Origin of the sequence: Clostridium sp. L2-50 (assembly GCF_000154245.1) — a bacterium.
In the GTDB taxonomy this organism is placed as follows: Bacteria; Bacillota; Clostridia; order Lachnospirales; family Lachnospiraceae; genus Coprococcus.
Map to the genome: position 1 here is coordinate 236301 of NZ_DS480318.1, position 14917 is coordinate 251217.

General features: G+C 41.1%; 9 protein-coding genes and 1 pseudogene. 6 read left to right on the plus strand and 4 right to left on the minus strand.

The features are described 5' to 3' along the window. Positions 1-3: 3 nt before the first annotated feature. From CLOL250_RS06455 to CLOL250_RS06465, 3 genes are all read right to left on the minus strand, one after another. Positions 4-1089 (minus strand): DNA cytosine methyltransferase, encoded by a 1086-nt coding sequence (locus CLOL250_RS06455; protein WP_005927707.1) that lies wholly within the window; start codon positions 1087-1089, stop codon positions 4-6. Beyond that, positions 1076-1432, minus strand: coding sequence for a DUF7768 domain-containing protein (locus CLOL250_RS06460; RefSeq protein WP_003500157.1), 357 nt, complete (start codon positions 1430-1432; stop codon positions 1076-1078). Before CLOL250_RS06460 ends, CLOL250_RS06455 begins: the two co-directional genes overlap by 14 nt. A 309-nt stretch (positions 1433-1741) precedes the next feature. Further along, positions 1742-3121: a ParB/RepB/Spo0J family partition protein gene (locus CLOL250_RS06465; protein WP_005927714.1), complete on the minus strand. Its 1380-nt coding sequence runs from the start codon at positions 3119-3121 to the stop codon at positions 1742-1744. A gap of 291 nt (positions 3122-3412) precedes the next feature. Here CLOL250_RS06465 and CLOL250_RS06470 point away from each other — a divergent pair, with 291 nt between their 5' ends. From CLOL250_RS06470 to CLOL250_RS06495, 5 genes and pseudogenes are all read left to right on the plus strand, one after another. Then, a complete protein-coding gene (locus CLOL250_RS06470) occupies positions 3413-3853 on the plus strand; it encodes a hypothetical protein (RefSeq protein WP_044945293.1) in 441 nt (146 codons plus the stop codon). A 172-nt stretch (positions 3854-4025) separates the two neighbouring features. Next, positions 4026-5317: pseudogene (locus tag CLOL250_RS06480) on the plus strand (IS110 family transposase). Positions 5318-5760: 443 nt separating this feature from the next. Next, the gene (locus CLOL250_RS06485) at positions 5761-7254 is read left to right on the plus strand and encodes an ATP-dependent nuclease (protein WP_008401450.1); all 1494 of its coding nucleotides are present in this window, start codon (positions 5761-5763) and stop codon (positions 7252-7254) included. 239 nt (positions 7255-7493) lie between these two features. After that, the gene (locus tag CLOL250_RS06490; protein ID WP_008401452.1) at positions 7494-8135 is read left to right on the plus strand and encodes a hypothetical protein; all 642 of its coding nucleotides are present in this window, start codon (positions 7494-7496) and stop codon (positions 8133-8135) included. Between the two features lie 92 nt (positions 8136-8227). Continuing rightward, complete coding sequence (locus CLOL250_RS06495; RefSeq protein WP_008401453.1) at positions 8228-10333, plus strand: hypothetical protein; 2106 nt, start codon at positions 8228-8230, stop codon at positions 10331-10333. Here the strand turns inward: CLOL250_RS06495 and CLOL250_RS06500 are convergent. Continuing rightward, complete coding sequence (locus CLOL250_RS06500; protein WP_008401454.1) at positions 10303-11784, minus strand: nucleotide sugar dehydrogenase; 1482 nt, start codon at positions 11782-11784, stop codon at positions 10303-10305. The two genes, CLOL250_RS06495 and CLOL250_RS06500, sit on opposite strands and share 31 nt — an antisense overlap. 330 nt (positions 11785-12114) lie before the next feature. On the opposite strand from CLOL250_RS06500, the gene CLOL250_RS06505 reads away from it, so the two are divergent. Beyond that, on the plus strand, positions 12115-14907 hold the full coding sequence (locus tag CLOL250_RS06505) for a leucine-rich repeat protein (RefSeq protein WP_008401455.1): 2793 nt from the start codon (positions 12115-12117) through the stop codon (positions 14905-14907). Positions 14908-14917: the final 10 nt, after the last annotated feature.

Sequence of the window (14917 nt, forward strand, 5' to 3'; positions counted from 1 at the left end):
GGCTTATTCCTCCTTTCCGGCCCGGTCAGCCAGCACCTCATAAATCCCGGCCATAATGTAATCGGCGCAAGGGAGGGCAATCGCATTTCCCAGCGCCTTGTAACGTTGCAGAGGCCGGATCTCCACGCCGTCCGCCCCGTACTTTGTCCAGCCCTCCGGCAGCCCCATCAGCCGTTCGCTTTCCGTTTCCGTCAGAAAACGGATACAGCCGCCCTCCGGGTCGCCCTCATACCAGAAGGCAAAGGGCGTTACATCACTGGCTAAAAGAGTGGGAAAAGGGTCAGTTGGTAATCCGAAGCTGTTTCGGAAGGCCGTTTCTTCCTGCCTTTTTGCCGCTCCCCGCATACGGAAGCACTGAAAGGGGTGGATGACTGGTATCTGCCACCCTGTTTCAAAAGAAGCTGTTCTATCTCCTTCGGCGGCGGCCCGCCCGCCCTCTCCGCAAGGCGGAGGAAGTGGGAGCATTGGACGGGGCTTAAATAGTATGTCTGCGGCACGTCTGCCTCCAAAATCCGCCACGACGAAAATCCGCTGCCTTCGTGCCAGCCTTCGGGAGCCTGCCCAATACTGGGCGTCCATGAGCCGCCAGCACACATCAGGCGTTCCCCCTCGCACCATTCCGGCGTTTCCCCATCTTCCCGAAGGAGGCATTGGAACTTCGGTGTCCGAGAAGGCGGATAGGACGGCTCTAAAGTCCATCCGGTCATTTGTAGAAAACGCTCCCATGACGTTTTCCCAAACAGCGATAGCTGGATATAGGTTATCAGTAGCATCCCTCATTTCCTGTATGATACGAAACGCCTGATAGAACAGGCTTGATTTTGCCCCGGCAAGGCCGGAGCGGTTGCCAATCAGAGAAAGGTTCTGACAGGGGGAACCGAAGGTAATTATATGGACAGGTGGGATTTTCCCGCCGTCCACCTTCGTAATATCCCCCAAATGCACCATGTCGGGAAAGTGCCTTTTGGTTATGGAGATGGGCGCTTTTTCAATCTCGCTGGCCCATACCGGACGGATACCGCACCGGGAAGCAGCCAGAGGGAACACGCCGATCCCGTCGAAAAGGCTTCCCAGCTTAATGTCCGGCATGGCCCGGGGTGCCGTGTCCCTTCACGGCAAGCACCCCTTCCAGTGTGGTCGCCGCAATGCCCAGCCGCCCGGCAACCGCAATATCGTTTTTTACATCCTCATCCACAGCGCTGCCGCAGACGATCAGGGTGTGGGAGCGCCGCAGCATATCCCGGCGCATATCAATCCCGGCCTTGTGTTCCTCGGGAACGCTGTCATTCAAAAACAGCGGCAGATACAAGAGCGGGCAGATCGGGGAAAAGCCCGCCTCATAAGCAAGACGGCAGTAGTGGGCCGCCAGCTCCATATCAACATCCGGCTCGCCGCTCCATGCGGCGGTCAGGTACGCTAAAGGTCGTTTCATTGGTTGAGCCTCCATTTCTGTTTTGGTTTAGGGAAAAGCAAGAGTTCGCCCAACCCCTCCGCCCCTTCCCCCGGGAAGGGGAACGGCTCTGGAGAATTTATATCCCCGTCGCTTGACCGGGAAAAAGCATAACCGGGAGAAATCCGTCAAGGGTGCCTCTGGCACCGCCTGCGGCGGCGCTGCCCTTGACTGATTTTCCCGGCTATGCTACGGAATAACTGGCGACGGGGAATAATTTATATCTCCAGAGCTTCGGGGCGCGGGGCAGAGCCCCGCAATCCTCGGGCCATGCTGACCCGAAGTTTTAGCTTACTTTTCCTGTTCGGTTTTCTTCTCCGGCTTTTCGTGTTCCTTCTGCTGACCCTTCCAGTCGTCCAGCAGCTTGATGATCTGGTCCTTCATTTCCCTCGGCGTAGTTTCCTTGCCGAAATACTTGCTCAGTTCCGCACCTGTCAAAATCACTTTGTCTACCTCCTTTTTGTCCTCCATCATAATGCCGTCGATCACATCCCCGTTGAGCAGCTTCTTTTCGTCCAACTCACGCATACGCTTTGCCTGCGCCTGTGAAGGCGAGGACTGCTGGCTGTCAATGGCGACGGCGATATAGTTCTGGTTCTTCTTGCCGATATAGGAAAGCTCCACCGCCGTAGTAAAACCCAGCTTTTTTTCATCCATCAGCTTCATCAGGTCTGGAACCAGCTCATTGAGACGGATATACCGCTGCACCTGCTTGACCGCCATCTTATTGCGCTCGGCCACGATCTCGTTGGAGCGTTTACCTGCGTCCTTCGGGTCAATCTGGCCCGAAGTGCGGGAGCCCTGGTGCTTGATGGCTTCAAGCTGCATTTTTAAGGCTTTGGCCCGCTCACTGGGGAGGATTTCTTCACGCTGGTTCAGATTGTCCTCCACCATCTGTGTGATGGCTTCATCATCTGTCAGATTTCGGACGATACAGGGCATATCCGCATATCCGGCAAGCTCACTGGCTTTCTGGCGGCGGTGGCCGGACACGATCTCATAGCCGCCATCCTCACGGGGACGGACGATAGCGGGCTGGGTCACGCCCTTGTCCTTGACGCTGGACACCATAGCCCGCATTTCTTCATCATCCCGGACTTCAAAGGGATGGTTCTTGAAGGCGTGGAGTTCGTTCAGCTTGATATAGATGATCTGCTCCTTGCCCCGGCGTGGAGCATCCTTTGGCTTTTCGGGTCCTTTCGGAGCGGGAGCGGCCTGTATCGTTGGAGCCGTTTTTTTCTCCGGTTCCTTTTTGACCGCCTTTTCCGGTTTCTGTGCGGGGGCTTTGGACTTCGGGGCTGCGGCCTTGTCCTTATCTGTTTTCGGGGGACGGCCCCGGCGCTTCGGCTGTTCCGGCTCTTTGGGTTTTTCCTCCGCTTTTTTCGGAGCCTCCGGCTGCTTTTCCGGTTTTTCCGTTTTTGCCGGGGCAGGCTTTTCCCCGCTGGGAGCTGCCGCCCGTTCCTCGACCTTCTTTTCCTTCATAATTTCAGCGAAGTTATAGACGGAAACCTGCGGGTTCTTTACCTCCGGTTCCGTCTTTTTTTCCGGCTCCGGAGAAACGGAAACCTTCTCCGGCTCTTTTGGGGGAGCGGGAGGCGTTTCCTTGCCCGGCCCGCTATCCGTTACCGGCTGTTCCGGCGTTTTTGTGGTTTTATCATCTGCCATAAGCATTTACCTCCTGTTTTTTGGCATGAAAAAAGAGGCTCAACTTTTCAGTCAAGCCCCCGTGGGAAGTTCCTCCTTTCTCCGCCATGATACAAAAATACCGCCCGTAGTCTCGTTTGGGCGGTACTTTGTGTAAGATTGGCAGTCCATTATTAAGTTTTTTATTATGTTCCCTTTGTACACCGTTGCAAACATAATCCAATAGAAATTACAACGCGTTTAAAATCATATGCGGTTAATATGAAGGAAAAATGTGAATCTGGAGGATGTTCTTATAAGAAAATTGAAGGAGGATGTATGCAAAATGAAAAGATGATGTGTTTGCCTAAAATATTTTATTCAGTTTTGCCTAAATTTAAACTTCAACCGCACAAGGGAATGGAATGTGGAGATATGTCAGGAGAAGTTAAGGTAGGAAATAAATCATATGAATTAAAAGGTATTATAAAAAAGAACAGTGAAAACCGTTCACAAAAGACTTCTGATGATAGGAAAATTATGAAACCATTATTATCAACTTCTAGAGAAGGACAAGAAATTATCCGCCAGTTTGTTGAACAAGGAATGATAGATACACGTTGCCAAATGATTGCTGTAATAATTCCACAATATATAGATGCTTCATTAAAAGGGACATTAAGACATTTGGCAAGACTTTCTGGGAAAAAAATAACATTTATTGAGCTTGATGAGGTGGCAGAATTAATTTCAATTAACAATAATATCAAGGTGTTGTAGAAATCAATATTATACATTTTTGATATATCGAATTTATATAAAGGAAATGTACATTATGGAGCATTCCTGTAATTCATTAAAAGCGCCAATTGAATAAAAAAGAACCTCAAGGTATGATTGAGTTGCATCTTGGCGGATGTAAACAAAACAATCAAAACACCGGAGGTTCAACATGAATTATACACAGAATGAAAAAATTGAGCAAGCAACAGATACAACATTGGTTGTTGGAGTTGATATTGGAAGCCAGACGCATTATGCAAGAGCTTTTGATAACAGAGGGCGCGAGCTTACAAAACGAGTTTTTTCATTTCAGAATGATATCGAAGGATTTAATTCCTTTCAGCTTTGGACAGAAAAGCTGAAAATGAGAATAAAAAGACTGCAGTTCTGATTGGCTGTGAGCCGACTGGTCATTACTGGTTTGCGTTTGCAAAGTATGTACAGGATCATCAGAAAACATTGGTAATGGTCAATCCATTCTCTGTTAAGAAGATCAAGGAACTTGATGATAATAGTCCAAAGAAAATAGATTTAAAGGATCCAAAAACAATCGCAAAGCTGGTAGTGGATGGAAGATATTCGATTCCATACATGCCAGAGGACATTTATGCCGAGATAAGAGATTTGGTATACAGCCGTGACAGGATTATTATGAAGCAGCATAACATATCTGCAAACAGAATCCAGAGATGGCTTGCAATACACTTCCCGGAGTATCTGGGATTATATACAAGATTTGATGCCGCAAGTGGTTTGGCGGTGCTTGAAAAAGCACCATTGCCGAAGGATGTAATTGCACTTGGAGTAGAAGGAATCCGAAAGATCTGGCACGATAAGAAGATGCGTGGCAGAGGCGTTACAGAAGATAGGGCAAAGAACCTGGTAGAAGCTGCACACAATAGTGTTGGTCTGTATGGAGGAATTGGAACAAGAAGTGAGTTATGTATGCTGCTTGAGGAACATCAATTATGGACTTCACAACTGGAAGCTGTGAATAAGGTACTGGAAGAGACTATTCGGAAAGTACAGCATGTGGAGAAGTTACTCGCCATTAAAGGAGTAGGAAGTGTTACAATAGCAGGATTTATTGCTGAAGTAGGTGATATAAGACGTTTTAAGTCGCCGAAACAGATCCAAAAGTATGCCGGTTTGGAATTAGTAGAAAACAGTTCCGGAAAGCATAAGGGAAGATCGAGAATCAGCAAGCGAGGAAGAAGAAAACTCAGAAAGATCTTGTATCAGGTAATGATACCATTGTTGGCAAGGAACAAAGAGTTTCGAACAATCTATGATTATTATGTGACTCGTGTAAAAAATCCATTAAAACGAAGACAGGCAATGATTGCTGTCAGTTGTAAGTTAATTCGCATATTCTATGCGGTATTAACAAAAGGTGTGGACTATGACCGGTTTAAAATGATGTCAGATATTCATCATGAAAGAGGAGTTATAGCCGCATAAGAAAGAAGTACTGTAAACAGGAAAGCGTCCGCCGTCAATGGTGCTGTGAAACAGGAATGTAAAAGTATATAAAACAAAGTAGAGCTAGTAGCTGCGTTGACATTTTTTATAGGGCAAAGACCCTGCTGTAGGAGCATAAGCAGCACCCAACTATGGATAAGCAGAACGAAGGAATGTAGGACCCGGCAGAGGCAGGTGATCCTGGTAGATATGAGAGGTTAGTTACTGTGGAGGAATTTGGGAGAACAAGAAAGCCTTCATAGGGAAAAACAAACGACGTTTTATTTATTGTACCTAAAATCATCAGAAATGGACTCTTAGAAGTCGCTTCATATCCAGAAAACTCTGTTTTGTAAATATATGTAACCTATTAACGATTTAGCAAATGCCGTAAAATCAAGGCTTTTTGTTAAACTTGCACTAAAAAGAATAGAGAGTTTTATATGAGTATTCATTTAGAAATAAAAAATATTAAAAACATTCAGTATGCAGATTTATTTCTTCCATCTCAAAAAGGAATGTATGCATTAGTAGGCGAAAATGGATGCGGGAAAAGCACTATTATGCTAGCTTTGTCGTTGATGATAAAAAAATCATCAAATAAATTATTGTCAGAGAATGATTTATCACAAGAAAGTTTAATTTGTTTAGAGATGGATGAACTTGCTGATAATTGGAGATTTAAAGATAATCGTTTAGTTACAGATGTAACTGAATTATATAGGGGACATCCAGTATTAGGAACAAATATCAAAATACAGGGCTTTTACGAGGGAAGCATATTTTTTGGTACTAGATTTTATGATTATGGATTAGTTGATGATTTTATGAAAGTTGATAATTTTGAAGATGAATTAATAGAAGCAGATGATTTTGTAAAGGAGACATTAGGATATATTTTACATAACGATAAATCGTATTACAATTCGTTGTTAAAGGTGAAAAATCGTTCATTGGCGAGAAAGTACAATTTTAGGGGAATGCCATATTTTAGGAAAATTGGAGATAAATACATTAGTCAGTATAGAATGAGCAGTGGTGAAAGTATGTTGATTTCATTAATTGATTTTATAAATAATCTTGTTGTAAGGAATACAGGAACTGACAAACTGCTTTTTTTAATTGATGAAGTTGAGCTTGCATTGCATCCGAGTGCAATAGATCGTCTTGTTGAAATTCTTGATGGACTTGTAAAAAAATCATCCACTGAATTAATTGTTTATTTTTCAACACATTCAGCTGAATTATTACATCGTATTCCAAGCAAAAATATATTTTTACTTGAAAATAATGGAGGAAATGTTGTTTGTACAAACCCATGTTACCCTAATTATGCCATAAGAAATTTGTATGTCCCTAATGGTTTTGATTTTTTGCTATTAGTAGAAGATATGTTGGCTAAAGCATTAGTGGAAAAAGTTATAAGAAATAATAGATTTGGAAATAGTAAGCTTATTTGTGTATTACCTGCAGGTGGATGTAATCAAATGCTACAACTTCATCATGACATGATTACTTACAACACGCTTGGTGTTGGAAAAAGGATTATTAGCATTTATGATGGGGATGTTAAAAAAGAAATATCCAAGAAAAAGGAGTATAAAAATCTTCATAAGTGCTTTTTACCAATTCCAAGTATAGAGAAATATTTAAAAACAAAACTTGTTGATATACCTGACCCGATTTTCATAAAATTAATTGGTGACAAATATTTTACCCAGAGATCACTACAGAGTATTCTACTTGATTATAAAAATGATCCAAGAACGAAAATTAAAGGTGACAATGATGGGAAAAATTTATATAAAGTATTGACGGCCAATCTTTACAAAGTGGGAATTGATGAAGATCACTTTATTTTGTATCTATGTGACGATATATTTGATTATGAAGATTTGAATAAATTTATAAATACCCTAAATTCTTTATTATATTAGTATAACTAATTTATATAAGTATATATAGTATTCTTGATTTAATATATTAAGGCGTTCCTAAAAAAGCAATGTGTATATTTGATAATCAATACGGAAATTCAAAGGCAAATGAAGAAGAAAATGCTATGTATAAAAGTAAGATAACAAAGAGTTCATGGATGAAGCGTTTGTTTAATAATAGATAAAATGTAGGATTAATAAAAAAGTTAATATATTAAGTTAGAAAGGACAATTCATTAATGCTAGAATGGATAAAAGAAAATAAGGACTATGCATCATTATATAGTGCAATGGTAGCGACGGGAGCTTTTGTGTTTAGTATTTTTACATTTCTGGTCTCGGTAATTAGGGCTAAAAAGGATAGAAAAGTATCTGATTATAGATATTATGAACAGCAGAAACAGTATGAAAAAGAAATATCTAGATTACAAGAGCAGAGAAATGAAGATAAATATGATACAGAAGAAAAAATTCGTATTAACGAAGAACCATATTTCGTATTTCGTAATTCAAAAATTAGTACTGAGTCTAATATAGAACAGACTGTTTTACAGATGACATTTATAAATAAAGGAAGAGGATCAGCATATAATATAATTCCTGATTTGAATTGTACTGCGAAAAGATTAAATATGACGGAATTTGCAATACATCGTTATGATGCTGTTCGCGATCCGATTGCTATGGTAGGAGAAAAATTTGTTATACTGATGGCCTATGATAAAAGTGAAAAAAATTTTTTTAGAATGTCAATTTCAATTAAGTTCGAAGATGCGTCTGGTAGAAAATATGTGCAAACATTTAATATTGATATTTTAGATCGTGCAGGAAATGGTAGAATGATTAATTATCCTCAACCTCGATTGTGTAAAAATAGTTGAATAATAGAATTATAGACCATTGTTATTATTATGAAGGTTATATCTTATATAAGGCAGAAGATTTATAAAAAATAGAAAAACAAAGGATACCCATGCAACCAAACCCTAAAACATTCAACAACATATATCATGCCACATTAGAATTAGCAGACAAATTCCGCACACATACATGGCTGGACAACGACCGGTCAGTAAAGGAATGTGAGGCGGAGCTGAAAAGCCTGGCAGTTTTCATTGACAATGGGAAAGGAAATGAAGAAGATAAGCGGGATGAAGCCAGAGAAAAAACGTACGAAGGAACATGGTTTCAAAGCACTTATTTCCGTCGACTCATTGTACATTTGCAGCTTGAAGAAGCAATTAATGGCAGGAGTTTTCAACTTGAGGAAGAAATACTTGGACATACGATGGCATATCTTTCAAATGGTACTTATTACGAAGTAAGCAATCTGCCACAGATTATGGAAGCAGCCGGACAACTTTATCGGGCATCAAAGAAAGCAAATAAACTATATGCGCCGGTGCTGTCTGAGGATACAAAAGTATTGATTGAATCAACGAAGAATCTGATAAAGGCAGGATATTCCTTTCAGATTGTGATTGGTGAACCTGAATTTGATGCAGATTCTGAACAGCGTTTGATTGATGATTTAGAGAGCCGGGTAAAAGAACTTGGTGGAATGTATGTGATCAGACAGATGTTTGCATGGGAGATATCCGGAAAGTATAACGAGAAACTGGGCAGGTATCTGATCTATCGGAATAAGATCTCACTTGGGGAAAGAAGAAATATAAAAGTAAGAATTCCATATCAGTATCTGTTGCAGTTATCTTTGAAATACCTTAAAACAGAATCGATTTTTACGGATTCATATAAAGAACGCAGATATCAGGAATTGATCCGGCTTGCACAGGATTATCTGGAAGTGCTACAGATACAGGGATATCGCACTTGGGAGGATGTCTTTACAGAGATAGAGGATTTCCCATATAAGCTGGCAAAGAATCTTTGTTTTGAGAAAATGTGTATTCCAAGGCAATATCATCCGGAGTATGTAAAGCTCCTTTTACAGAATATGCTGGAACCGTATTATGGCACCGGAAAAGAAAAGATGAGAGCATATTCGTTTCATAATTATCAGGAACTTGCCGTGTATGTGATGCAGGAGGCAAGGGGACCGAGGATATTTAAAAGAGAGGAATTTGCCGATCGGTTAGGTATCAGTTCATACAAATTAGATCAGATCTTACAGGATATTGCGTATGATGCAGATTCCATAAATGTTGATTTTTCTTATTATCTCGATGCGACAAATAGCTGGCGCAAGCCGCTTGTCAGACTGGATGCGGACACATATTTCTGTCTGGATGGTAGGATGGAGGGATATGCATTTTATGAGGCGATGTTTCAGATCATATTTGCAAGATATGGAACAGTATTCAGCAAATATCAGGGCGAACGGCTGGAGGAAATGGTGTATCAGATGTTCCGGGAGAAGCATTTCCCATATATCACAGGACAATATTTGCCGGATGGAGATCTGCCGGAACGTAATTGCGATATGATCTTAGAGGGAAGCGAGCGGGTGATGTTTGTCGAGATAAAGAAATGTCCGCTTCCCGGCAGCTATGAACAGGCTGACGATGTCGATGTTCTTAAGACGCTTGGGGAAGGTATGTTGTATGCACAGGAACAGATCTTATGGCATAAACTTCGTTTAAAAGAGAAAGGTGCTCTTGTTTTATATGATAAAGAGAGAAACTATTTACAGGATTATACACCGGGAAAGAAAAAGATAATTGCGATGAGCATCTGTATGCCGGAGTACGATTTCCTGACGGATCGCATGATGACTGAGACATTTTTAGAAAGTACATTACGTGTTACATATCATGCAATTGATCCGTCTCGTGAAAAAGTACTGAATAAGTTGAACAAGCGGGTAGCCAATATCCAGATGGTGACTGCCAGACTGTTTGCCGGAGAGAAATATACAACCAGAGATGTATTTTTCGATTCAATGTTTCGCAGTCTGCAACAGGTGTGGACGATGCTTCGCATGTGTGATTCGCTGGATATGTTTTTAGATATGTGCGATACACAGCTGGTGGTGATCACCGGAGCAGGAGATGTCTATGTGGACATATTAAGTGCACTTCACCTCCATCAATCCCGTTCGAATAAATCTCTGGTGTAGACCTTTGCCCGGACATCGTCAAGATCAGAATTATACCGATTGGCGATGATCGCCTGCGACATGGATTTAAAAGCATTTAAGTCATTTACTACCTTGCTTCCGAAAAAGGTTGTTCCGTTCTCCAGTGTCGGTTCGTAGACGATGACGGTTGCTCCTTTGGCTTTGATTCGTTTCATGACACCCTGTATGCTGCTCTGACGGAAATTATCAGAGTTGCTTTTCATTGTCAGTCGGTATACGCCGATAATACATTCTTTTTCGCGGTTTGCGGAATAATTTCCATTATAGTTATAGTCATAATATCCGGCAAGATTCAGAACGCGGTCTGCAATAAAATCTTTTCTGGTGCGGTTGCTTTCTACGATCGCACTCATCATATTCTGTGGAACATCATTGTAATTTGCAAGAAGCTGTTTTGTATCTTTTGGCAGACAGTAACCACCGTAGCCAAAGGATGGATTGTTGTAATGACTGCCGATTCGGGGATCGAGACAGACACCATTTATGATGTCTCTGGTGTTCAGTCCTTTGGTCTCTGCATAGGTATCAAGTTCGTTGAAGTAGGATACGCGGAGAGCCAGATAGGTGTTTGCAAATAATTTTACGGCTTCTGCTTCGGTAAATCCCATGAATAGCGTTTCGATATTTTCTTTTATGGCGCCTTCCTGTAAGAGGGCGGCAAATGTATGGGCAGCCTCGATCAGACGGATGTCATTCTTATCCGTAGATACAATGATACGGCTTGGGTACAGATTGTCATATAAAGCCTTTGATTCCCTGAGAAATTCCGGGCTGAACAGGATATTTCTGGTGTGGTATTTTTTTCGGACAGATTCTGTGTAGCCTACCGGGATCGTGGATTTGATAACCATGATGGCATCGGGATTGACGTCCAGAACGAGCTCGATCACTGATTCTACAGCAGATGTATCAAAATAATTTCTTGTGCTGTCATAGTTGGTCGGAGCTGCGATTACAACGAAGTCTGCATCTTTATACGCCATAGCTCCATCGGTTGTGGCAGTCAGATCCAAGTCTTTTTCAGCCAGATATTTTTCGATATATTCGTCCTGGATCGGGGATTGGTGTCTGTTTATCATGTCTACTTTTTCAGGGATAATGTCAACAGCGGTCACATGATTGTGCTGTGCAAGCAGCGTGGCAATGGACAATCCGACATAGCCGGTTCCGGCGATTGCGATCTTTAATGGTGATGGAGAAGGATATTTCACAGGTAGGTCGCTGATGAATAATTCTGTGATATCGAAGTGCAACACATCGCCCAGAGCTTCTAATTGTCCGATCGATGGCATAAAATCCTGCTTCTCCATACGTGAAACTAAGGAACGGTTGATTCCGGTTTCGGCAGCAAGCTGTGCCTGAGTCATATGCTGTTGTTTGCGTAGTCTTATAATAGTATCTGCAAGCTGCGCAGTAGATAATTTCTTCATAATGTACTCCTTGACAAAATGTTATTTATAGTAACAAAAGAAAATGACCCGATATAATCGGATTAATGAAAGATATACCGTGCTTTCTGTATATTACATTATCATTCTATTTTAAATAAGACAATAGTAAAAACAAAAAACACGAACAGAATGCTATATAAATTGTTTTTAAAAATAACACGGGTAGAACGAGAATTTTTACGCCAGTGATCATATGAAAAAACAGAGCATATGGATAAATGGAGAAAAATGGGATTATTTCTATAGACAAAACGACATTTTAAAGATACAGTATAGTTATGAATAATATATGAATATGGGAGGAGAAAAATGAGAAATTACAGATTTAAATTTACAATAGCATTAGGAATCGGAGCCATATGCGGAATGCTTTGGACTCCGGTTAAGCTTGTTCATGCAGAGCAACAGACATCGAATATTATAGCTGAGACAGAGGCGGATCAGGAGCCGGCAGCAGGATATGTAAAAATAGAAGAAAATAGTTCGGGACCGGAGTTGTATTCTGATTATGATATAGCTATGTATAGCACTGACAGTACAACACAGAGCGGAACATGGGGGAATATATCATGGAGCCTTTCCGGTACCACGCTTACGATATCAGGAAGTGGCGATATGCCGGATGCTGATTCATCAAATAAAGCACCATGGATTACATTCAATGTTGAGAAAGTTATAATCCAGAGAGGTATTACAGGTATAGGAAACCGGAATTTTTTACAGATGTCATCGATTACATCGGTAAGTTATCCGGATACATTGACAAAGATCGGAGATGCCGCCTTTTATGAGTGCTATGGACTGACAGAGATTGTATTGCCATCTGGTGTGAATACAGTTGGCAGTGGTGCATATTGTGATTGTTCGGCTGTAACAAAGATTGTAACGCCGGGTGCCACAAGCCTGGAATCTTATGCGTTCCAGGGAACAAGTGCTGTAACATATGAAATACCTGCAGGTATCACATCTATTTCACCATTAGTGTTTTTCGGAAATACCACGATAGAGAGTTATACAGTTGCAGTGGGAAATCCATCCTATATTGCACAGAATGGTATTGTATATTCAAAGGATGGAACAGTGCTTGTTATGTATCCGTTCCAAAGCAGAGTCGGAACCTTTGCGATACCGGCAAATGTAAAGGAGATTGGAGCATATGCATTTTATAATGTAAGAGGTTTAAATTCAGTAGACTTTGCAAATGTAACTACGCTGGGGGAAGGAGCATTCTATCGTTCTCAGTTATCGGGAATATTGACGATTTCAGATAAGATCAGCGAAGTCGGTTATTTTGCATTTGAGCAATGTAATATGCTCACAGCCGTAAAATTTGGCAGTGGATTAAAAGAGAGTTCTTATTCTATGTTTGAAGAGTGTGAAAATATAAGCTCTATTGATTTTGGCGGATTAACAACACTTGGAATGCGGACATTTTTAGGATGTTCGGGATTGACTGAAATAACGCTTCCTGCGACGATGAAGGAATGGGGAGGGTCGGTATTTAACAGCTGCAGTAACCTTAAGACATTCCGTGGATTAGGACTGGAATCAATAGCTTATGCTGATTTTGCACAGTGCTATTCACTGACGGATGTATACCTTCCAAACGTAAAGATTATATATCGTCAAGCATTTGCAAATTGCCCGTCTCTTCAGTCGATAACACTTCCGGCTTCAACGCAATTTGTTGATGAGAATGCATTTTCTTCAACTGTTATCATAAATTGCGAGAATAAGGATCTGGTCAAATTCGGCGCAAATGGACTTCGATATGTGGAGACCATACGGATTACCGGAAAACGTGACTATACAAAAGCATTTGAAGTATTGACGAAGGTGAATGAAGAAAGAGCAAAAAATGGATTACCTGCATTGACTATGGATACGGGTCTTTTGGAAACTGCTATGGTTAGAGCGGGCGATCAGGCTGTATTATTCTCTCATACCAGACCGGATGGAGCATCCTGTTTTTCGGCAGATAAGAATATGATAGCAGAAAATATAGCAATCAATCAGACAACGTCTGAATCTGTAATGGATAGTTGGATGAATTCAACAGGTCATAGAGAAAATATTTTAGATGAAGATTATACTTCCATAGGTGTTGGATGTTTTTATATTAATGGAACTTATACATGGGTACAATGCTTTGGATCAAAGGTGACACAGGAAGCAGTTAAACAGGAAGACCGGATGGTAATACAGAGTGTCAATATCCCCAAAGGCGAATTTACAGAGGCGGTTACCACTGCAGGCATAATGTGGGGAGATGCTGAGACTTATTTATATAAATTTAAAATACAGACAGACGCAGATTCCTATGTAGTTGGGAAGCACATGAATGCGAAAATGATGCTGATAAACCCGGGATTTGAGATCTATTGTCCATTTACAAGCAGCAATATAACATGGACATCGGACAAAAAGAGTGTTGCCACCATAGACTCAAATGGAAAAATTTCATTTGTAGGAAGTGGTAAGGTAAAGATTACAGGTAAGACAGGATATTATCAGGCGTCGATTACTTTAACTGTAAAAGAAAATAAAAAATCGGATCAGTCTGCGAAAACCACACCTGTCCTGAAACTGAAAAATAAAACTGTCACCTATACGGGAAAGAAAAAGAAGATAGATGCTGCTGTTGTAAAAGGAAAAGCAGGAGCAATCGCATATCGGTATTATTCAGATGCTAAGTGTAAAAAGAAACTGGCATCATATCCATATAAAGTTGGAACTTATTATGTAGTGGCAGTTGCAAAGGCAACGAAAAACAGCAACACGGCCAGATCCAATGTCGCAAAACTTGTGATCAAGAAATCAAACACAATGAAATTAAATGTCACCTCTAAAAAATATAAGGTGAAAAAAGCAACCGGAAAACTGGGAAGTAAGCATACCTTTACAGTTGGTGTTAAGAAAGCTAAGGGAAAGGTAACGTATTCCGTTGCTAAAAAAGCAAAAAAATATATTACTGTTACAAAAAAGGGACGCGTAACAGTAAAGAAGGGAACACCACGAGGAACCTATACCGTTACGGTTAAAGCAAAGGGCACCTCTGTATATAGGAGCAAAACGAAAAAGGTAACGATCAAGGTTTCATAAACGTGATAAA

Coding starts and splice junctions, on each gene's coding strand:
- CLOL250_RS06455 (WP_005927707.1), bottom strand. CDS start 1,089: ATGCCGGACATTAAGCTGGGAAGCCTTTTCGACGGGATCGGCGTGTTC.
- CLOL250_RS06460 (WP_003500157.1), bottom strand. CDS start 1,432: ATGAAACGACCTTTAGCGTACCTGACCGCCGCATGGAGCGGCGAGCCG.
- CLOL250_RS06465 (WP_005927714.1), bottom strand. CDS start 3,121: ATGCTTATGGCAGATGATAAAACCACAAAAACGCCGGAACAGCCGGTA.
- CLOL250_RS06470 (WP_044945293.1), top strand. CDS start 3,413: ATGCAAAATGAAAAGATGATGTGTTTGCCTAAAATATTTTATTCAGTT.
- CLOL250_RS06485 (WP_008401450.1), top strand. CDS start 5,761: ATGAGTATTCATTTAGAAATAAAAAATATTAAAAACATTCAGTATGCA.
- CLOL250_RS06490 (WP_008401452.1), top strand. CDS start 7,494: ATGCTAGAATGGATAAAAGAAAATAAGGACTATGCATCATTATATAGT.
- CLOL250_RS06495 (WP_008401453.1), top strand. CDS start 8,228: ATGCAACCAAACCCTAAAACATTCAACAACATATATCATGCCACATTA.
- CLOL250_RS06500 (WP_008401454.1), bottom strand. CDS start 11,784: ATGAAGAAATTATCTACTGCGCAGCTTGCAGATACTATTATAAGACTA.
- CLOL250_RS06505 (WP_008401455.1), top strand. CDS start 12,115: ATGAGAAATTACAGATTTAAATTTACAATAGCATTAGGAATCGGAGCC.